The sequence below is a fragment of the Burkholderia aenigmatica genome, assembly GCF_048627025.1.
Taxonomy (GTDB): Bacteria; Pseudomonadota; Gammaproteobacteria; order Burkholderiales; family Burkholderiaceae; genus Burkholderia; species Burkholderia aenigmatica.
This window is the reverse complement of sequence record NZ_CP184469.1, coordinates 318742-339512: the sequence shown is the minus strand read 5'-3', so window position 1 is coordinate 339512 and position 20771 is coordinate 318742. Positions and strand designations below refer to the sequence as shown.

At 66.8% G+C, this 20771-nt stretch carries 16 protein-coding genes and 1 pseudogene; 5 read left to right on the top strand and 12 right to left on the bottom strand.

The annotated features are described in order from the left end of the window. Window positions 1-12: 12 nt before the first annotated feature. From ACN8ZM_RS18500 to ACN8ZM_RS18460, 9 genes are all read right to left on the bottom strand, one after another. Entirely contained in the window at window positions 13-1161 is a 1149-nt protein-coding gene (locus ACN8ZM_RS18500) for a hybrid-cluster NAD(P)-dependent oxidoreductase (protein WP_043180438.1), read from the bottom strand. A 30-nt stretch (window positions 1162-1191) separates the two neighbouring features. Beyond that, window positions 1192-2433, bottom strand: a complete 1242-nt coding sequence (locus ACN8ZM_RS18495; RefSeq protein WP_043180441.1) for an aromatic ring-hydroxylating oxygenase subunit alpha — start codon at window positions 2431-2433, stop codon at window positions 1192-1194. Between the two features lie 52 nt (window positions 2434-2485). Next, window positions 2486-3271, bottom strand: a complete 786-nt coding sequence (locus ACN8ZM_RS18490) for an electron transfer flavoprotein subunit beta/FixA family protein (RefSeq protein ID WP_420211990.1) — start codon at window positions 3269-3271, stop codon at window positions 2486-2488. Then, the gene (locus ACN8ZM_RS18485) at window positions 3268-4437 is read right to left on the bottom strand and encodes an electron transfer flavoprotein subunit alpha/FixB family protein (RefSeq protein ID WP_043180444.1); all 1170 of its coding nucleotides are present in this window, start codon (window positions 4435-4437) and stop codon (window positions 3268-3270) included. The genes ACN8ZM_RS18490 and ACN8ZM_RS18485 overlap by 4 nt, the downstream gene beginning before the upstream one ends. A gap of 4 nt (window positions 4438-4441) precedes the next feature. After that, window positions 4442-6367 (bottom strand): (Fe-S)-binding protein, encoded by a 1926-nt coding sequence (locus ACN8ZM_RS18480; protein ID WP_420211989.1) that lies wholly within the window; start codon window positions 6365-6367, stop codon window positions 4442-4444. Between the two features lie 3 nt (window positions 6368-6370). Continuing rightward, complete coding sequence (locus ACN8ZM_RS18475) at window positions 6371-8434, bottom strand: NADH:flavin oxidoreductase (RefSeq protein ID WP_043180448.1); 2064 nt, start codon at window positions 8432-8434, stop codon at window positions 6371-6373. 76 nt (window positions 8435-8510) lie between these two features. Beyond that, entirely contained in the window at window positions 8511-9044 is a 534-nt protein-coding gene (locus tag ACN8ZM_RS18470; protein WP_043180450.1) for a DUF5943 domain-containing protein, read from the bottom strand. Between the two features lie 139 nt (window positions 9045-9183). Further along, on the bottom strand, window positions 9184-10155 hold the full coding sequence (locus tag ACN8ZM_RS18465) for a dipeptidase (RefSeq protein WP_043180452.1): 972 nt from the start codon (window positions 10153-10155) through the stop codon (window positions 9184-9186). 31 nt (window positions 10156-10186) lie between these two features. Next, window positions 10187-11461 carry a serine hydroxymethyltransferase gene (locus tag ACN8ZM_RS18460; RefSeq protein WP_043180455.1) on the bottom strand — a complete coding sequence of 425 codons (1275 nt, stop codon included), beginning with the start codon at window positions 11459-11461 and terminating at the stop codon, window positions 10187-10189. 448 nt (window positions 11462-11909) lie between these two features. Here ACN8ZM_RS18460 and ACN8ZM_RS18455 point away from each other — a divergent pair, with 448 nt between their 5' ends. Next, window positions 11910-12935 carry a GlxA family transcriptional regulator gene (locus ACN8ZM_RS18455; protein WP_089452004.1) on the top strand — a complete coding sequence of 342 codons (1026 nt, stop codon included), beginning with the start codon at window positions 11910-11912 and terminating at the stop codon, window positions 12933-12935. Window positions 12936-12994: 59 nt separating this feature from the next. Here the strand turns inward: ACN8ZM_RS18455 and ACN8ZM_RS18450 are convergent, their stop codons facing one another. Then, window positions 12995-14407, bottom strand: coding sequence for a discoidin domain-containing protein (locus ACN8ZM_RS18450; protein ID WP_420211988.1), 1413 nt, complete (start codon window positions 14405-14407; stop codon window positions 12995-12997). Between the two features lie 276 nt (window positions 14408-14683). Between ACN8ZM_RS18450 and ACN8ZM_RS18445 the strand changes: the two genes are divergently transcribed. The 3 genes from ACN8ZM_RS18445 to ACN8ZM_RS18435 all read left to right on the top strand — a co-directional run bounded on the left by ACN8ZM_RS18445 (window position 14684) and on the right by ACN8ZM_RS18435 (window position 18184). Next, window positions 14684-16105: a PLP-dependent aminotransferase family protein gene (locus ACN8ZM_RS18445; RefSeq protein WP_089452002.1), complete on the top strand. Its 1422-nt coding sequence runs from the start codon at window positions 14684-14686 to the stop codon at window positions 16103-16105. Between the two features lie 262 nt (window positions 16106-16367). Further along, on the top strand, window positions 16368-17126 hold the full coding sequence (locus ACN8ZM_RS18440) for a hypothetical protein (protein ID WP_420211987.1): 759 nt from the start codon (window positions 16368-16370) through the stop codon (window positions 17124-17126). A 170-nt stretch (window positions 17127-17296) separates the two neighbouring features. Further along, the gene (locus ACN8ZM_RS18435; protein ID WP_420211986.1) at window positions 17297-18184 is read left to right on the top strand and encodes a DMT family transporter; all 888 of its coding nucleotides are present in this window, start codon (window positions 17297-17299) and stop codon (window positions 18182-18184) included. Here ACN8ZM_RS18435 and ACN8ZM_RS18430 read toward each other — a convergent pair. Both ACN8ZM_RS18430 and ACN8ZM_RS18425 read right to left on the bottom strand, forming a co-directional pair. After that, the gene (locus ACN8ZM_RS18430; RefSeq protein ID WP_420211985.1) at window positions 18173-19087 is read right to left on the bottom strand and encodes a LysR substrate-binding domain-containing protein; all 915 of its coding nucleotides are present in this window, start codon (window positions 19085-19087) and stop codon (window positions 18173-18175) included. The two genes, ACN8ZM_RS18435 and ACN8ZM_RS18430, sit on opposite strands and share 12 nt — an antisense overlap. A gap of 107 nt (window positions 19088-19194) precedes the next feature. After that, window positions 19195-19332, bottom strand: a pseudogene (locus tag ACN8ZM_RS18425) (formaldehyde dehydrogenase, glutathione-independent); the annotation flags it as partial. Window positions 19333-19599: 267 nt separating this feature from the next. On the opposite strand from ACN8ZM_RS18425, the gene ACN8ZM_RS18420 reads away from it, so the two are divergent. Further along, window positions 19600-20622 (top strand): class I fructose-bisphosphate aldolase, encoded by a 1023-nt coding sequence (locus ACN8ZM_RS18420; protein WP_420211984.1) that lies wholly within the window; start codon window positions 19600-19602, stop codon window positions 20620-20622. Window positions 20623-20771 lie beyond the last annotated feature (149 nt).

The following is a 20771-nucleotide window of genomic DNA, read 5'->3' as shown; positions in this document are numbered from 1 at the left end:
GGCGTGTTGCGACTACTTGTCGATCACGAGATCCGACAGCGGCTTGCTGCAGCACAGCAGCACCATGCCCTGGTCGATCTCGCGCTGGCGGATGCCGCCGTTGTGTTTCATTTCAACCTGCCCCGACACGAGCTTCACCTTGCAGGTGCCGCACATGCCCTGCGTGCACGAGGCCGGCAGCCGCACGCCCGACTGGCGTGCCGCGTCGAGCACGTGCTGCTCCGAGCCGCACGAAATCTCGCGATTGCTCTTTGCGAAGCTGACCGTGTACTGCTTCGTGTCGGTGTCGGCGCCTTCGGCCGGCGGGGTGAGATCGGCGAGCAGTTCGTCGCTCGCGGTCTGCGCGAGCGTTTCGAACGAGAAGCTTTCCTCGTGATACTGCTTGCGATCGAAGCCGGCTTCGTCGAGCAGGTCGCGCACGGCCTTCATGTACGGCGCGGGGCCGCACGTGAAGATTTCGCGCTCCATGAAATCCGGTGCGATCAGCTTCAGCAGCGGCAGCGTCAGGAAGCCCGTGACGCCCGGCCAGTTGGTGCGCGCACCGACACGCTCGACGACGAACGACGTGCGGAAGTTCGTGTGGTTCGACGCGATCAGGTCGAGCTCGCGCGCGAAGATGATGTCGTCCGGCGTGCGCGCGCTGTGCACGAACAGGATGTCGCGATCTTCCGCGAGATCATGGTGCGCGCGGCTCATCGACATCAGCGGCGTGACGCCCGAGCCAGCCGACAGGAACAGGTACTTGCGCGCCGGATGCCGTGCGCACGTGAACTCGCCGGCCGGGCCGAGCACGCGCACCGGTGCGCCCGGCTGCAGGTTGTCGTGCAGCCAGTTCGACACCTTGCCGCCCGGCACGCGCTTCACCGTGATCGACACCGTGTGCGGCCGCGCGGGCGACGACGAGATCGTGTAGCAGCGGTTGATGGTTTCGCCGTCGATGTCGAGCTCGAGCGTAAGGAACTGCCCGGGCTCGAACGAAAACGAGCGGCCCTGCGGCGAACGGAAGAAGAAACTCTTCACGTCGTGCGTTTCCTGCCGCACGTGGCAGCACACCAGCGTTTCCTCGACGTCGCTCGTCCAGCGCTCGGGAAGGGCGTTCCAGAACGCCGGGTGCGTCACCCGGCTGTCCGTCGGCTCGAAGTTGGCCGCATCTCGCATCATGTCTAACTCCGCTTGTCCGCTGCTTTACGCTTATTCGCCGGTTTTTTCGGCGAGCCGGCCGATGTACCAGGCCGAGAATTTTTCGACGAGACCTTCCGTGAACGGCGAATACGGGCCCGGCTCGTACGCACTGCTGGTTGCGCCGCGCTGCGAGAACTCGACGAGCGCGCGATCCTGGTCGTTGGTCGCGTTCCACACGGCCGTGAGGTTCTTCACGTCGTAGTCGATGCCTTCCTTCGCGTCCTTGTGCACGAGCCACTTCGTGCGCACGAGCGTCTTGCCGGCCGACAGCGGGATCACCGAGAACGTCACGATGTGATCGCTCATGAAGTGGTGCCACGAGTTCGGCTGCGTCCAGAACGACAGCCCGCCGAGGTCGGCCTTGTCGAAACCGCCGAGCAGCTTCTTCGATGCGACCTTCGCGTCGAGCGTCTGCGATTCGCCGTGGCGATCGAGCGGCAGGCGCTGCGTGCGGAAACCCGTCACGTCGAGCAGCTTCTCGATCTCTTCGGACGGCAGGCCCATTTCGGCCCACTCCTTGCCGCGGCGCACGCACGTTTCAGCGAACGCGTCCATGCCTTCGGCGTTCGCGTCGGAACGCTGGTAGCCGAAGCCGTATTCGTACAGCGAGATGGTCAGCTCCGGATGGTTCGCGACGCAGTGATAGCACTCGCGGTTGTTCTCCATCGTGAGCTTCCAGTTGCCTTCCTCGATGATGTCGATCTGCGCGGCGATCTTCGTGCTCGGCAGATCGTGCGGCAGCAGGTACGGCTCCATCTCGGCGCGCAGCTGCGCGAAGTCGGCGGGCGGCTCGTCGGCGAGGCAGACGAAGATCAGGCCCGCGAGGTTCTCGACGTGCACCGACTTCAGGCTGTGCTTGCAGCGGTCGAACTTCTCGCCCATGTGCTCGGCGAACATCAGCTGGCCCGTCAGGTTGTAGGTCCAGCTGTGGTACGGGCACACGATGTTGCCGACCGAGCCCTTGTCCTCGTTGCACAGGCGCGCGCCGCGGTGACGGCACACGTTGTGGAACGCGCGGATCGCCATGTCGTCGTCGCGCACGATCAGGATCGAATCGCTCCCCAGTTCCACGGTCACGTAGTCGCCCGGCTCCGGAATGTCCGGTTCGACCGCTACCTGGATCCAGTGCTGGCGGAAAATCGCCTCCATGTCGAGCGCGAAGATGTCCTCGCTCGTGTAGAACGGCGCTTCGAGGCTGTGCCCTTCCTTGCGCCGCTCGATCAATGCACGAATGTCTGCCGATACTTTCATCGTTTGCTCCGGATTCCTTGCATCCCTGGGTTCTTGCCGACAGGCATCAAAATCAGTAGTCGATGAGCTGATGCTCGCGCAAATACGCGAGGATCACTTGTGCTTTTTCGACCGAACTCCCTTCATTTACGACGTTGCCGCCACGGCTTTCGGTCGTCGTCGCGGACAGCATCCGGGCATGCCCGGAGCGCTTCTCGGCGGCGACCAGCTTTACGGGTTTACGCTCGATCGGGCCGACCTTCCACGCAGCCGCGTCGGCGTCCGCGCCGGGCGCCGCGAGCGCGGGCCGGATCGCGCCGGCGCGCAGCCGCGCATACGCGTAGCGCGGCTCGGCGCTGGCCAGCGGATGGACGGCGACGACGGCCGGCAGCGCCGCGTCGACGCGCCGCCGCAGCCCTTTCGGCAAAAATTGCCGGACCGCCACGCGACCGCCTTCGACCGTCACGTCGACGGCCGAGCCGACGAGCGGATAGCCGAGCGTCGCGGCGATGCGATACGGCAGCATGCCGGTGTCGTACGCGCCCTCGGCGCGGGTGCCGGTCAGCACGAGGTCGTAGTCTTCGACGCGCGCGGCGAGCGCGTGCACGGCATCGTCGTCGTCGCGGCAGGCCAGCACCTCGACCTCCCGTGCGCCGAGCGCGAGATATTCGGCAAGCGCCGCATTCGCGGGGTCGCCCGCATGGATCACATCGAGCTTCGCGCGATGCCGCTCCGCGAGCTGGCGGCCGGTTTCGAGCGCGGCGGCGTCGTTGCGGCTATAGCGCGCGACGCCGCTGACCGGGTGGCGGCCGACGGACACGAGCACCGCGATGCGTTGCAACTGGCGGGGGGCGTTCATGCGGCGACTCCTTCCGGTTCACGAGTGCCGACCGCGGCCGGCGATTCGCCACGCGCGGCGCGCGCGGCCTGCACCTGTTCGATCAGCGCGGCGATCGTGCCCTGCGCGTCGCCCACCACCGTCAGGTTCGCGCGCTTCGCGATCGGCGCGCTGCCGTCGAGGTTCACGGCGATCACGTGGCGGCAGTCCTTGATCCCCTGCAGGTGCTGCACCGCGCCCGAGATGCCGAACGCGATGTACACGCTCGCCTCGACCGTCTTGCCGGTTGCCCCCACCTGCTTGTCGCGCGTGAAGTGGCCGTTGTCGACCGCGACACGGCTCGCGCCGATCGCCGCGCCGAACGCGCCGGCCAGCCGCTCGAACGCGCCGATGTCGGACACGCCGTTGCCGGCCGACACGATGAAATCGGCTTCCTCGAGTGCGACCTGGGCCGCATCGATTTCGTCGAGACCGAGATCGCGGTACGGCTGCGCGGCGTCATGTGCCGGGCGGATGAAGTCGGCGGCCAGGCGTTCGCCCGCGCCGACGAACGGCAGCTTCGCGTCGACCGCGTTCTGCGCGAGCAGGATCACGTCGGGCAGCGCTCGGGTCGCGAATGCGCGCCCGGCCTGCGCATACGCGCCGACATGCTTGGCGTCGATCTCGACGACGTGCGTCGCGACGCTCGCACCGGCAGCCGCTGCGTAACGCCGGCCGAGATCGCCGTCGCCCGTCGCGTTGTCGGGCACGAACACGTGTTTCGGCGCGAGTGCCGCAACGCATGCCTGCAACGCTTGCAGTTCGCTTTCAGGGTCGAACGCGCGGCGCTCGAAGCCGGCGAGTTCCAGCAGCTTGTCGACGCCCAGTTCGGCCACGTCGTCCTTCAGCTCGCCGAACGCGAGCAGCGCGACTTCGGTCTGCGCATCGGCGAGCAGCGCGGCGGCAGCGATTGCCTGCCGCGAATGATCGTCGAGCGCGCCACGTTCGCTGTGCGCGACCACCAGCATCACGTGCTTCGGATCCTGCACCGCGCGGCGCGGCTTCGCGGCCGCTGCGCCATGACCGTGCACGGACCCGTGCGCGGCGTTCTCATCGGCGCTGCCTTCCTCGCCGAGCGTGATGCGCTTCAGGCCGGCGGCCGTGATGATGAACGGCCGGCGCGGATCGATTCGTTTGATCGTGTTCATCGACTCACTCCAGCGAGGCGGCAACGAGTTCGGCCACGTCGAGCACGTCGGGGCGCGGGCCCACGACGCCTTCGAGCATCGCCGTGCAGTTCGGGCAGGCAACCGCGACCACGTCCGCGCCGATCGTGCGTGCGTCGGCAATGCGGATGTCGGGAATGCGCTGCTTGCCGGGGATGTCGGTCAGCGGCGCACCGCCGCCACCGCCGCAGCAGCGGCCACGCATGCCGTTGCGCTCCATCTCGACGACCTGGATGCCGATCGTCTTCAGCAGCTTGCGCGGCGCTTCCGTCTCGCCGTTGTAGCGGCCGAGGTAGCACGGGTCGTGATACGTGGTGCGCTTCTCGCGCAGCGCTTCGACGGCCTTCGGCGCGATCTTGCCGCTCTCTGCCAGTTCGGCGAGATAGGTCGTATGGTGCTTGACCGCCACGCGCAGCCCGAGCGCACGGTATTCGTTGCGCAGGCTGTGCATCACGTGCGGGTCGGCCGTCACGATCTGCTTGTACGACAGCGTGCCGAGCGTGCCGATCAGGCGCTTCGCCATCTGCTGGAACGTCGCTTCGTCGCCGAGCCGGCGTGCGACGTCGCCCGTATCGGTTTCGGTCGAGCCGAGCACCGCATAGTCGACGCCCGCCTTGTTCAGCACCTTGACGAACGCGCGCAGCGTACGCTGGTAGCGCATGTCGAATGCGCCTTCGCCCGCGACGAACAGCACGTCGACCGGCTTGCCGGGCTGTGCGACGGGCGCGCTCAGGTCGACCGACCAGTCGTAGCGTGCGGCCGTGTCGTAGCCACCCATCGTGCCGGTTTCACGCAGGTTCGCGAGCACTTCCTGGCCCTTGCCCGGCACCGTGCCGTGCACGAGCGTGCGGTTGCGGCGCATGTCGACGATTGCGTCGACGTGCTCGATCAGCATCGGGCATTCCTGCACGCATGCGCGGCAGGTGGTGCACGACCACAGCGTCTGCTCTTCGATCAGGCCCGACACGATCGGGCCGTTCGGCTCGCCGCGATGCTGGCCGACCGCGAGGCCCGGCGACGGGCTGCCTGCGTATGCCGCATCGGTGCCGCCCGCCATCCCGACGACGAGATCCTGGATCAGCTTCTTCGGGTTCAGCGGCTGGCCCGACGCGAACGCGGGGCACGCGGCTTCGCACTTGCCGCACTGCACGCAGGCGTCGAAGCTCAGCAGCTGGTTCCAGCGGAATTCGACCGGCTTCTCGACGCCGTACTCCTGATGCTCGATGTCCGGCAGCTTCAGCGCGGTCGGCGGCGTGGCCGTACCGTTGCCCGTGAACGATTCGCGGGTGGCCGCGAAGCGTTCCTGGCGCGGGTGGAAGGCCAGGTGCAGCAGGCCGGCGATCGCATGCTTCATCGGGCCGCCCTTCGCGGCGCCGACCGTCATCGTGAATGCACCGACACCGATCAGCACGGCGCAGAGCACCGCGAACGCACCCGACATCGCGCCGGTCGGCACCAGCATGAACAGCACGAGGCCGAGCGCGAACGAGCCGAGCAGCCAGGGCAGCGTATTCCACGGGCCGCGCGACAGGCGGGCCGGCACATCCTTGGCCGCGCGCCGGCGCCACACGAACACCGCGCCGACCAGCATCGCGAGCGCCGACAGGAAGATCAGCTTGTCGAGCCACGGCGAGTAGATCGCGAGGCCGTAGTTGATGAACACCAGCGCGAGCGCGCCGATCGCGCCGCCAGCCGTCGCGACGTGCGTCTTCGCGATGTACGGATCGCGGGCGACCACGTGGTGCAGGTCGACGAAGTAGCGCTTCGGGATCGCGAACAGGTTCGCGACGCCGAACGAGCCGGGCGCGGTGGCCCGGCCGAGACGCCAGTAGGACGAGCGCTTCGAGACCGCGAACGCGAGCCCCGCCACCGACAGCCACAACAGGGCGGTAATGAGGAAGGACGGGTTCATCGTTTAGAAATCCTTCACGAGACGCAGCGAGTCGTAGATCGCACCGTGGACGTTGTGCATCGAGATGCAGTCGCCGACACGGAACAGCAGGAAACGGCCGTTGCCGAGCTCTTCCGACAGGCACGGCTGCGGCTCGGCCGCGAACAGCGTGTGCGGATCGATCTGGCCGCGGTTCACTGATTCCGGCTTGAGCTTCCAGTACAGTTCGTCGTTCGGCGACGAACCGTTCTCGATCACCACCTGGTCGACGGCGCGCTCTTCGAGCTCTTCCGTGTACTCGTTGCGCAGCACGGCGATCAGCTTGCCGTCTTCTTCATAGACGCGATCGAGCATCGTGTTAGGCGTCGGGATCACGCCGAATGCGTACAGGCGGCGATAGAAGATCGGGAACGTCGTGCCGCCGCAATCGTCGGCCACCTTTACGTCAGGCGTGACGACCTCGACCTTCGAGCCGCGGCTCGCCATGAAGTCGGCCACGCCGGCGCCCGCATGCGTGCTCACGCCGTCGAACAGCAGCACGTTCTGCTTCGGCTCGACCTTGCCGGTCAGGATGTCCCACGAGCTGACGGCGAGGCCCTCGGCCACGCCCCAGCCCGGCACCTGCCACGTGAAGCTCGACCCGCCCGTCGCGAGCACGACGATGTCCGGCTTCTCGGCCATGATCATCTTCTCGTCGGCGGCCACGCCGAGGCGTCGATCGACGCCCAGGCGCTTCGTTTCCATGTCGAACCAGCGGATGATCCCCGACATCTGTTCGCGTTGCGGCGCCTTCGCCGCGATCATCACCTGCCCGCCGACTTCCGCGTTCTTTTCGAACAGCACGACGTCGTGGCCGCGCAGCTTCGCGACACGCGCCGCTTCCAGGCCCGCCGGGCCCGCGCCGACCACCACGACCTTGCGCTTCGGGCCGCGCGATTTCTCGATGATGTGCGGCATCGTCGCTTCGCGCGACGTCGCGGCGTTCTGGATGCACAGCACGTCGAGGCCGTTGTACTGGCGGTCGATGCAGTAGTTCGCGCCGACGCACTGCTTGATTTCGTCTTCGCGGCCATCGCGGATCTTGATCACCATGTGCGGATCGGCGATCTGCGCACGCGTCATGCCGACCAGGTCGATCATGCCGGTCGCGAGCAGGCGCTCGGCCTGGCCCGCATCGCGGATGCTCTGCGCGTGCATCACCGGAATCTTCACGACCGACTTGATGCCGGCCGCGAGGTGCACGAACGGCTCCGGCGGCAGCGCCATCGGCGGCATGCAGTTGGCGATCGTGTTGTGCGTATCGCCGCCCGAGCCCACCACGCTCAGGTAGTCGATCAGGCCCGTCTCCGACATCGCCTGCGCGATTTCCTTCAGCGCTTCGTGATCGAGGCCGTCCTCGTGGAATTCGTCGCCGCACATGCGCAGGCCGACGCAGAAGTCCTTGCCGACCGCCTCGCGCACCGCCGTCAGCACTTCGATGCCGAAGCGCAGGCGGTTCTCCAGGCTGCCGCCCCATTCGTCGGTGCGGTGGTTCGAGCGCTTGCTCCAGAACTGGTCGATCAGGTGCTGATGCGCAGCCGAGATTTCGATGCCGTCCATGCCGGCCGCCTTCACGCGCTTCGCGGCGGCCGCGAAATCGCCGATGATGCGGCGGATTTCCTCGATCTCGATGATCTTCGCGTTACCGCGGTGCACGGGTTCGCGCACGCCCGACGGCGACATCAGGTGCGGCCAGTGCTCGCCGTGGAACGACGAGCGGCGGCCCATGTGCGTCGCCTGGATCATGATCTTCGCGCCGTGCTTGTGCATCGCGTCGGCCAGCCGCGTAAGCGGATCGATGATCTTGTCGTTCGACAGGTTCACCGATTTCCACCAGCCCTGCGGGCTGTCGATCGACACCGGGCTCGACCCGCCGCAGATCGCGAGGCCCACGCCCCCCTTGGCCTTTTCTTCGTAGTAGCGGATATAGCGGTCGCCCGGCAGGCCGCCCGGCTCGGCATACACCTCCGCATGCGCGGTGCTGACGATCCGGTTGCGCAGCGTCAGCTGGTTCAGCTGCATGGGTTTGAACAGGTGGGGATAACGCATCGCTGGCGACCTCTGGCGTTCGAATGTCTCGTGTTGCGGGTGTTGTTCTGTTTCGGTGAATCAGTGCGTCAGGGCATCAGTGCGCGATCGGCGACACTTCGAACACGCAGTGATCGTGATGCTCGGCCGCGCACTGCACTTCCTTCGATTGCGCGCGCGGGGCACCCTTGCCTTCCGGCGTCGTGTCGTTGACCCAGTCCATCGCGCCGGCGAACCAGCCCGCGAACATGTAGCAGAGCTTGCCTTCCTTGCCCGGCTGCTGGAGCACGAACGACGAGTGGCGCAGCTCGATCCTGGCGCGCGCGCTGGCCGGATCGGCCTCGATGATCGAGAACAGGCCCCAGCCGCGCTGCGACAGGCGCTTCAGGTAGTGCTCGAACACGGCCATGCCGGTCAGGCCGTGCAGCTTGGCTTCCTTGTCGCACCAGTGGTATGCGGACTTGTAGCCGGCCTTGTAGAGGATCTCGGCATACGCTTCGACGCCGAGCGCTTCCTCGACGGCGACGTGGTTGTTCGTGAAGAAGTGGCGCGGCACGTACAGCATCGGCAGCGCGTCGGTGGTCCAGACGCCGGTATCGGGATCGACGTTGATCGGCAGTTGCGGTTGCATCGTGTGACTCCGTGAGGAAAGTGGCCGCGCGGCTCAGTGCGCAGGCGCGACATCGTCCGCGCGCCCGCGCGGCTTGCGCGGGCACGTCCCGATTTCTTGTAATGTTGAATCGCTGGGGGTGGTTCGGCGTTCGCGGCGCTTATGCGCCCCACACGTCCTTGAACACGCGCACCCAGTTCTCGCCCATGATCTTGCGGATACGCGACTCCTTCCAGCCGTGGCGTTCCATCGCCGCGGTCAGGTTCGGGAATTCGCCGATCGTGCGGATGCCGTCCGGGTTGATCACCTTGCCGAAGTTCGTCAGCTGGCGATAGCGACCCTTGTCGTGCGTCAGCATGTCGAAGAATTCCTTCGCGAAATCCTGCGTGAAATCCGTGCCGATGCCGACCGCGTCTTCGCCGATCAGGTTCACGACGTACTCGATCGCCTCGATGTAGTCGTCGATGTTCGCTTCGATCCCGCGCTTCAGGAACGGCGCGAACATCGTCACGCCGACGAAGCCGCCTGCATCGGCGATCTCCTTCAGTTGCTCGTCGCTCTTGTTGCGCGGATGCTCCTTCAGGCCCGACGGCAGGCAGTGCGAGTAGCACACCGGCTTCTTCGAGAACGCGATCGCTTCCGACGACGTGTTGCCGCCCACGTGCGACAGGTCGACCATGATCCCGACGCGGTTCATCTCGGTGATCACTTCGCGGCCGAAGTCAGACAGCCCGCCGTCACGCTCGTAGCAACCGGTGCCGACCAGGTTCTGCGTGTTGTAGCAGAGCTGCACGACGCGCACGCCCATGTCGGCGAACGCTTCGATGTAGCCGAGGTTGTCCTCGAACGCATGCGCGTTCTGGAAGCCGAGGATCACGCCCGTCTTGTTTTCCTTCTTCGCGCGGAAGATGTCTTCCGTCGTGCGCACCAGCGTCAGCAGCTCGCCGTTGTCGCGGATCTTCTTCTTCATCACGCCGATGTTGTCGACGGTCTTCGTGAAGTTCTCCCACACCGACACCGTACAGTTCGCGGCGGTGATGCCACCCTTGCGCATGTCTTCGAACACCGGCTTCTCGAACTTCGAGATGTTCAGCCCGTCGATGATGATGCTGTCTTGATGCAGCGTGCTCATGTGTTGCTCCAGTATTGTCGGGTCGGTGGGATCAATAGATCGGGAAGCGTTCGCACAACGCGAAGATCTCGCGGCGCACGCGCTGTTCGGTCGCGTGGTCGCCTTCCGGGTTCGCGCGCAGCGCGTCGAACACTTCCAGGATCAGGCGGCCCACCTCGCGGAATTCCGCGACGCCGAAGCCGCGCGTCGTGCCGGCCGGCGTGCCGAGGCGGATGCCCGACGTGACGGTCGGCTTCTCGGTGTCGAACGGAATGCCGTTCTTGTTGCAGGTGATGCCCGCGCGTTCGAGCGCCTGCTCGACCGGCGCGCCCTTCAGGCCCTTCGGGCGCAGGTCGACCAGCAGCAGGTGGTTGTCGGTGCCGCCCGTGACGAGATCGACGCCGCCGGCCTTCAGCACTTCGCCGAGCGCCTGCGCATTCGCGAGCACGTTGTCGATGTAGGTCTTGAAGTCCGCATGCAGCACTTCGCCGAACGCGACGGCCTTGCCGGCGATCACGTGCATCAGCGGGCCGCCCTGCAGGCCGGGGAACACGGCCGAGTTGATCTTCTTCGCGATGTCCTCGTCGTTGGTCAGCACGAAGCCGCCGCGCGGGCCGCGCAGCGTCTTGTGGGTGGTCGACGTGACGACGTGCGCATGCTCGACCGGGTTCGCGTGGCGGCCCGCGGCGATCACGCCGGCGATGTGCGCCATGTCGACCATCAGCTTCGCGCCGACGCTGTCGGCGATCGCGCGGAAGCGTGCGAAGTCGAGTGCACGCGGGTACGCCGAGAAGCCGGCGATGATCAGGTTCGGCTTGTGTTCGTGCGCGAGCGCTTCGACCTGGTCGTAGTCGATCAGCATCGTGTCGCGGTTCACGCCGTACTGCACGGCGTTGAACCACTTGCCCGACAGCGCCGGCTTCGCGCCGTGCGTCAGGTGGCCGCCCGCGTCGAGCGACATGCCGAGCACCGTGTCGCCCGGCTTGGCCAGCGCGAGCATCACCGAGCCGTTCGCCTGCGCGCCCGAGTGCGGCTGCACATTCGCATAGCCGGCGTTGAAGATCTGCTTCACGCGCTCGATCGCCAGCGCCTCGACTTCGTCCGCGAACTCGCAGCCGCCGTAGTAGCGCTTGCCGGGATAGCCTTCCGCGTACTTGTTGGTCAGCACCGAGCCTTGTGCCTCCAGCACCGCACGCGACACGATGTTTTCCGACGCGATCAGCTCGACCTGCGACTGCTGACGCTCGAGTTCCTTCAGGATGGCGCTGCGCACCGGCGCGTCGCGCTCGGCCAGGGGCTGCGAGAAGAAAGGCTGGGTGTTCGACATAGTGCGTCCGTGACGAAGAATAAGGGGCTGAAACCGAAGCTCAAGGCCCGCCCTGCCTGGGTTTCCCGCTCGTCCCGTACAAGGCTGCCGACGGCTCTATTCTTGTCGTTCGGATTTTCGGCGGATTGATGAATTTAGACGCGTTCTTTGCCTTTTCCGCCATCCGCGTCCGTTTTATACAAGTGACCGGTCGTGCTTTTTCGGATGACCAAGCAAACCGCCTCCTGTCGTTCACCTATGAACAGGCACGCCGGCGGTGCGATTGCCGCCCGGTCGGGGTGCAACGCGTCACGAATACGGTGCAGTGCAGCATGCCGCTTTCAGCCATACAACGTATGGAGCTAGGGTTTAGCCGTATGGCACGCTTGTTGCGCTGGCTCACACAATACCGCAGCCCGATCCGTGCCTCCCGGGCGTATAGCTATTAGAGATTCAAGGAACGCTCCCCATGTCGCCCGACCGCACAGCGTCGCTGTCCCACTTCGCGTTCATGCCCTTACCGAATTTCACGATGATCGCGTTCACCAATGCGATCGAGGTGCTTCGGATGGCGAACTACCTGAGCGGCCAACCGCTCTACCGCTGGTCGGTCATCAGCCCGGACGGCGGCCCGGTCACCGCGAGCAACGGCCTGACGGTCGACACGGGCCCGGCCGAATGCGTGGGGCAACCGGACATCGTGTTCGTGTGCGGCGGCGTCGACGTGCAGCGCGCGACCACGCCCGCCCATCTGTCGACGCTGCGCCGCTTCGCGCGCTCGGGCATCCCGCTCGGCAGCCTGTGCACGGGCACCTATGCACTCGCAAAGTCGGGGCTGCTCGCGGGCTACGCATGCGCGATCCACTGGGAAAACATGTCGGCGCTGAAGGAAGAGTTTCCGGACACGCGCTTCCTGAAGGAACTGTTCGTGATCGACCGCGACCGCATCACGTGTACGGGCGGCGTCGCGCCGCTCGACATGATGCTGAACCTGATCGCCGCGCGCGTGGGCACCGCGCGCGTCACGCAGATCGCCGAGCAGTTCATCGTCGAACACGTGCGCGACACGAGCGCGCAGCAACGCATGCCGCTCGTCGCGCGCCTCGGCTCCGCGAACAAGTCGCTGTTCGAAGTGATCTCGCTGATGGAAAACAACATCGAAGAGCCGCTGTCGCGCGAGGAGCTCGCGCGGCTCGCGAACATGTCGCAGCGGCAACTGCAGCGCCTGTTCCGCGAACACCTCGGGATGACGCCGACGCACTACTACCTGACGCTGCGGCTGCGCCGCGCGCGCGAACTGCTGCTGCAGACCGACATGTCGATCATGCACATCACGATGGCATGCGGCTTCCAGTCGGCGTGCCATTTCAGCAAGAGCTATCGCGACGCGTTCGGCGTCGCACCGACCCGCGAGCGCCGCAAGCAGGTCGCGCCGCTTGCACAGGGTGCGACGAGCGCCAGCCCCGCCTTTCCGGCGCATGTGCTGCATGCTTGAACTTCACCTCGATTGACCCATGAAAAAAACGACCTCGAAGGTCGCTTTTTTCTTTGCGCTTACGATCCCCACACCTGCATTTCGTCGAGCGAATAACCCCACTGCGTCGCGCGCTTCGTGCCATACATCCGCACATAGCGCCCATGCCCGTTCAGGTTCGGCAGCGTCACGTGGCCGTAGGACACGCCGTTGTTCGTCGAGTAGATCGTCGTCCAGTTCGCGTTGTCGTTCGACACCTGGATCTGGTAGACGAGCGCGCCCGCGTCCCAGTAGAGATCGATGCTGTTGATCGTCTTCGTCGCACCGAGATCCACGGAGATCCATTGCGGATCGACGCCCGCACCTTCCGGCGAATCCCAGCGCGTGCTCGTGGTGTTGCCGTCGAACGCCTTGTCGGGCGTGAGCGATGCGTTGTAGCTCGCCGATGCGGCAGCCGGGTGGCCTTGCGACAGCAGCGTCGGCTGCGCGGCAGCCGGGCCACCGTAGTAGCTCGACCCGAGCTTGGCCTTCGTCGTGTCGGCGTTCACGCCGAACTGCGACAGGCTCCAGCGCTGGCCGGTCGTCACGTCACCGACGTAGAGCTGATAGCCGCCCGCCGTCGTCGACGAGAAGAACACGTAGTTCGTGCCGCTCACCGGTGCCGGATCCGAGTTGTTGCTCACGCAGTCGTTGATCGGCAATGCGTTCGGCGTCGCCGCCGGGTCCGCGGTCTTCGTATAGATCTGGTCGGCCTGGCCGCTGTCTTTCCAGCGTGCATAGAACACCATGCCGTCCCCACGCACGATCGGGTAGTACGTCTGCAGCCCGGCCGGGTGATCGAACGTGGCGGTGACGCCGGTCGCGAGCGTGCGCTTCATCAGCCCCATGTTCGCGCCGGTGCCGGTCGCGTAGTACACGGCGCTCGCATCCGGCGCGAGGAACGGCATCGAGTATTCGGCGCCGGCCGGCGCATTCGTCACGCTCACGACCGACGTGAAGACCGGGCCCGCGCTCGTGTACGACAGCGTCGCCTGCTTGACATCGCCGTTCTGCTTGAACACGAGCGTCTTGCCGTCCGCGCTGAATTTCGGATCCTCGTTGCGCGTCGCGCCGGTGCTGTTCGTCAGGTTGACCGGCGGCGTGCCCGCGCCGAGCTGCAGCATGAACACGTTCCATGCGCCGTTGCTGATGCCCATGAATGCGAGCCACTTGCCGTCGGGGCTGAACACGCCGTTCATCGGATCGGTGATGCCCCATGCGCTCTTGCTCAGTTGCGTCAGCGTATGGGCCGAGAAGTCGTACAGGAACAGCTGGCTCGTGCCGTCGCCGTACTTGACGTAGCTGTGATAGACGAGCTTGCCGGTCAGTGCGGCGGGAAACGTCGCGTTGGATTGCGTCGGCGGATTGCTGATGCAGGCGGCCTGCGCGGCGCCGCCGAGGAGGTTGAGGGCGAGGCCGGCCACGAGGCCTGCGACGAGAGTGTTCGATTTCACGCTGAAGGTTTCCGGTTAGGGTCATGACACCGCTGACTAGACCTCGCACGCACCGGCGCACGGGCCACGGATCAGCCGGCGGACAGCGTGAATTCCGTATCGGTCAATGTCGGGAACGAAGATTGCTCGAGGGGCGAAAGCATGCCAGCGAGTCGCCCCGAAAAACAGGATCAGAGCCCGTGAAAAACAAGCGGATCACGGGATAACGAGGCCTGTCGCGCAGCGCGCGCCGTGCTACTCTTTTTTCGGCACAAAGCTGCTCGACTTGAGGCACGCATGAAGCGTTATGCGATGCTCGCCCGGACGATTTCCGAGTCGATCCGGCGTGGAGATCTGGCCCCCGGTGCGCGCATCCCGACCGTGCGTGCCGCGTGCCGTGCGTATGGCGTCAGCCCGTCCACCGTGTTTCGCGCGTACTACGCGCTCGAAAGCGAGGGTCTGATCGTCGCGCGCGCACGGTCCGGATATTTCGTTGCGAACCTCGAAGACAAACACCTTCGATTCGGCCACGATCCGCCGCGCAAGCCGGCCGCCGCACCCATCGGCGGCGACGACACGCTGTTGCGTCTGCTTGATTCGCTCAAATGCGACGACGTCGTGCCACTCGGCTCCGCATTCGCCAGCTATTCGCTGTTCCCGATGAGCAGCCTGTGGCGCTACGTTGCGTCGGCGGCGCGCAGCATGGACCGCACGAAACTGCTCTCGGGATTGCCGCCCGGCTACGACGCGCTGCGTCGCCAGATTGCATTGCGCTACCTGAACGCCGGCGCGGCGTTGCCGATGGACGAGATCGTCATCACGACCGGCGCGCTCGAAGCGCTGACGCTGAGCCTGCAGGCGCTCACGCGCCCCGGCGACATCGTCGCGATTGAACGGCCCGCGTTCCATGCGGTGCTGCATGCCGTGCAGCGCCTGCACCTGAAGGCCGTCGAGATTCCGGTCGACCCGCGCACGGGCCTCGACCTCGACGCACTCGCGCAGGCGCTCGACACGCATCCGGTGCGCGCGTGCTGGTTCATGACGTCGTTCCACAACCCGACCGGCGCGACACTGACCGACGAGCGCAAGCGTGCGCTGATCGACCTGCTCGCGGCACGCAACGTGCCGTTGATCGAGGACGACGTCTACGGCGAGCTGCATTTCGGCACGGCACCCACGCGCCCCGCCAAGCTGTATGACGACAGCGGGCTCGTCCTGCATTGCGGTTCGTTCTCGAAATGCCTCGCGCCCGGGTTCCGGATCGGCTGGGTCGCGGCCGGACGCTACGTGCGGCAGATCCGTCAGGCAAAAGGCGCGAGTGCGCCGGCAGCCGACGTGCCCGCGCAGATGGCGATCTCGAGCTACCTGCGCGACGGCGCGTACGATCGCTTCCTGCGCAAGCTGCGCCGCAATCTCGCCGCGCATCAGGCGCAGATGCTCGCGGCCGTGCGCGCGTATTTTCCGGCCGGCACCGAGGTATTCGTGCCACGCGGCGGGTATTTCCTGTGGATCGAACTGCCGCCGCGCGTGGATGCGATGCATCTGTTCGACGATGCGATGGAAGGCGGCGTCAGCATCGCGCCGGGGCCGATCTTTTCCGCGACCGGCGGATTCCGCCGCTATCTTCGGCTCAATTACGGCCGGCCGTGGACACCGGCCGTCGAGCACGCGATGCAGACCATCGGGACGCTCGCGGCCCGGCAGCGGCAAGACGGCTAGCGTGGATCTGACGAATTTCGGCGGCCTGTTGTGCCTTGCGTTTCACGCGCCTGCGACCAAGAATGAAGCGGTAGGCCGCCACGGACGAACGCGCTCCGCGCACCCGACGTCATGGAGAACCTCATGAGCACCGCATGCGAACGACCCTCGACGACGCACGCTCCGCCGGATTCCGGCACGGGCCGACCGGCTGCCTGGCAGGAACGGATCATGACGACCGGCGAACGTTCGCCGCGTTGACGGCGCCCACCCGCTTCCAGCGATGCGAGTCCTGCCCAACCGGACAAGCCGCGCGCGCGACGACTGGCGTGCGATCCTGAACGCGCGAGCCGAAGCGCGGCGCACCACCTGCTGCCGCTGCAGGGAATGCGGCTTCGTGGCCTTCCGCGCACTCGAGCACTGCCCCGTCTGCGGCCAGCGGAACTGGCCGTTCGACCCGGTGCGCCAGGCCTCGGACGACTCGCATGCCCCCCATGCGGCGCACTCCTTTCATACGTGGTCATCGCGCGTCGCACGGGCGCTGCGCAACGCGGCGTTCCGGCGGCCGCGCGCATCGAGCGCACCGATCCTGAGCATCCTGACGCTCGTACTGCTGGTCGGCGGCTACGTGACGGTCGACCGGACCTGCAAGGCCGATCCGGTCTGTCGCGGTTCGAATGGTTCGGGCGTGACGGCAAGCGATGCCGGCCCGTACGCGTCGAACGATCCCGTGCTGCCGGTCTTGCCGGCGCCCGTCTATCCGTTTCATTCGACTGACGGAACGCAGGTGGCGGCCGCCCGGCAGGACAGCCCGGATCTCGGCGAATCGGCCGGACGGGCGGCCGTCGCGCGAGCTGTGCCAGCCATGCGTGCCCGCGACCGGTCGCCCCCCACCGCCACGGTTCGCCTGGCGGACTGGAAGGCCAGCCGCAGTGCCGCGCATCGTGCCCGCGCATTCCACCGCGTGAGCGTGCACACCGTGCATGCGCGACGTGCCACCGCCAGCAATACGCAAATCGCGCAGCTCTATCGCGGCCACTGAGCGCACATGCGCAGTCCGTGCATGCGTGTCCGTCGATTCATTTTTCTAAACCGCCCGTCACAAAACCTCGTTTGCGTCGCGGCTCGCGCGTGACGTTCAATGGGTCATTCGCCCGCGCCGGCGCGTATCGCGTTCCGGCCGGTCGCCCGATCCACCGAACGGAGTCGTCGATGAATGCACTACAGCTCGTGACCCTGGCTGCCATCTGGGGCGCGTCCTTCCTGTTCATGCGCATGGGCGCACCGGAATTCGGTGTCGTCCCGCTGATCGCGCTGCGCGTCGCGATCGCGGCCGTGCTGTTGTCGCCGGTGCTGCGCCACGCGCAGGCGCGACAGGAATTCCGCTCGCATCTGGTGCCGCTGTTCGTCGTCGGCATCGCGAATTCGGCGCTGCCGTTCTGCCTGCTGACCTACGCGGCGCTGTTCGTGTCGGCCGGCACCGATTCGATCCTGAATGCGACGACACCGCTATGGACCGCGATCGTCGCGTACGTGTGGCTGCGCGCGCCGCTGACGAAGCCGCAGGCGCTCGGTCTCGCGCTGGGCTTTGCCGGCGTCGTCGTGCTCGCCGGTTCGGCGGTCGGTGCCGGTACACCAGGCGCACCGCGCGCGATCGCCGCGGCGATGCTCGCGACGCTGTCGTACGGGTTCGCCGCGCATTACTCGAAGCGCAAGCTGGCGAACGTCAGGCCGTTCGTGTCGGCATTCGGCAGCCAGTTGTTCGCAGCGGTCGCGCTCGTGCCGCTCGCGCTGCCGATGTGGCCGCACGGCCCCGTTCACACGTCTGCGTGGATCGCAGTGGTGCTGCTCGGCTCGATCTGCACGGCCGTCGCCTACCTGCTGTATTTCGGGCTGATCCGCCATGCGGGCGCGCAATATGCCGCGTCGGTCACGTTCCTGATCCCGATCTTCGGTGTCGTATGGGGGGCGATCTTCCTGCACGAGACGATCTCGGTGCAGACGGTCGCCGGGTGCGCAATCATCCTGCTCGGCACCGCGCTCGCGACCGGCAAGCTCAAGGGGTTCGCGGCCAACGCCGTGCGCGGGTCACGCCAGTAGATCGCGCGGGCCGTCGTCGCGGCTGCCGATCTCGCTCGCGAGCCAGTCGCGGAACGCGGCGATCTTCCACTCGTGCTGGCGCGCTTCGCTGCACACGACGTAGTAGGACAATTCGGTCGGCCAGGGCCGTGCGAGCACACGTACCAGCCGGCCGGCCGCGACTTCGTCCCGCGCATAGATGTCGCGCACCAGCGCCATGCCCTGCCCGGCGACCGCCGCCTTGATCAGCAACGCATCCTCGCTGAAGCTCGCGCCGCGCGGCGCACGGGCATCCTCGATCCCCTGCGCGCGCAGCCACAGCGCCCAGTCGGCACGATCCGCGTCCTGCAGCAGAGGGTACGACAGGCAGTCGGCCGGCGTGGCGACCGGACGGGCGGGATCGAGCAGTAGCGGGCTGCACACGGGCCACAGCTCGGGCGTCCAGATGCGGAACGACGCGTGTCCGGGATAGCGGCCCAACCCGTGCCGGATCGCGACGTCGACATAGTCGCGACGCAAGTCGACCAGTTGCCCGCGCGTCTCGACCGTGATTTCGATTTCGGGGTACGCGGCATTGAACCCGCCGAGGCGCTGCACGAGCCACGTGTTCGCGAAGGACGCGGTGGTCGTCACCGCGAGGCGGACGACGCGCCGATTGGCGCCGTGCACGTTCGCCCACGCGGCCTCGATCTCGTTGAAGCCGCCGGCGAGCTGGTCGAACAGCGCACGGCCCGTGCCGGTCAACTCGAGTTCGCGGCCGGTGCGCTCGAACAGGCGCACGGCGAGGCGATCCTCGAGATTGCGGACATGCTGGCTGACGGCGCCCGGAGAAATGCAGAGCTGGTCGGCCGCCTGTTTCATGCTGCCGCAGCGCGCCACTTCGACGAACGTGTGCAACGCTGCGAGGGGAAGTGACTTGGCCATCCGTGGATGTGCCGCCGGACGGCGGCGGTGGGGTCGGGAACGGGCGATGATTATCGCAGCAATTTCGGACGGCCGGGATCGCCGGGCGCCAGCGTTCCGGGCCGCGCGGCGTGCGACTTCGCCCAGCCGAGGCCGAAGCGGAGGCTCAGGCTGCCGTGCTGCGCGGCCTTGTCCTTCGCGCCCGGATCGTCCGTCACGTACCGGCCCGGGATGCCGATCGCATCGGCCGGCCGCGTGATTTCCATCCATGCGCCTCAACGACGGCCAACCGCGGACGCCCGCGGTCGAACACGCGATGCAGCCCATCGGTGCGCCGGCCTCGCGGCAACGGCACACGCACCAGCCCTGGCACGGACGATGCCACCCGAGCGCGCGCCAATCAGGCGCGGCACGCGCCTTGCGTTCTGGCCGGTGCGCGACAAAGAATGAAATCGGCAGGCGGCGTGACAATGTGACGAAGTGAACAGCGAGCGGCCGGCACGGCCGCGTGGCGGTTTCAGCGGAGGAATTCCATGAGCACCGAGAGCGCACTCCAGGCGACGATCCAGGCACTCGTTCAGGATGGCAAAGGCTTGCTGGCGGCCGACGAAAGCGGGCCGACCATCGCGAAGCGCTTCAAGACGATCGCGGTCGAATCGACCGAAGAGAACCGCCGCGCATGGCGCACCCTGTTGCTGTCGACGCCGGGCCTCGGTGAATTCGTCAGCGGCGTGATCCTGTACGAAGAGACGCTAGGGCAATGTGCGGACGACGGCACGCCGTTGCCCGAACTCGCCGCTCGCCAGCAGATCGTGCCCGGCATCAAGGTCGACGCGGGCAAGATCCCGCTCGCGCTCGCGCCCGGCGACGAAATCACGCAAGGGCTCGATGGGCTTGCGGCGCGCCTCGACGGCTACCAGCGGCAAGGCGCGCGGTTCGCGAAATGGCGCGCGGTGTACAACGTGTCCGCCACGCTGCCGGGCCATGCGGCGATCCAGGCAAACGCCGAAGCGCTGGCGCGCTATGCGGCGATCTGCCAGGAGGCCGGCGTCGTGCCGATCGTCGAGCCGGAAGTGCTGATGGACGGCGATCATTCGATCGGCCGCTGCGCGCAAGTGACCGACGCCGTGCTGCACGCCGTGTTCGACGCGCTGCACCGGCACCGGGTCGTGCTGGCGCACATGTTGCTCAAGCCGAGCATGGTCGTCGCGGGCAGCACGCACACCGCACAGCCGGCCCCCGCCGAAGTCGCGGAGGCAACGGTGCGCCTGTTGCGCCGCGCCGTGCCGGCCGAAGTGCCCGGCATCTTCTTCCTGTCCGGCGGACAGACGCCCGAGGAAGCGACAGCGCATCTCGACGCGATGAATCGCATTGCCGGGCGGCCGTGGCTGCTGAGCTTTTCCTATGGGCGCGCACTGCAGGAGCCGCCGCTGGCCGCGTGGAAGGGACAGGCGGCCAACGTACGCGCCGCGCAGGATGTGTTGCTGCTGCGCGCACGCCTGAACGGTGCGGCCTGCCGCGGTCAGTACGACGCCGCGATGGAGCGCACCGCGTGAACGGAGCCGGGCGAACGTCGCCCGGTCGATCGTTCACGCGTGAGCTGCTCGCCCGGCGCTATCGCGGGCGCTGAGCGCACGCATTCCCGAATGCACAAAGGGCCGGGGCGCTCAAGCGCCCCGGCCCCTTCGATTGCCGCGTGGTGGTC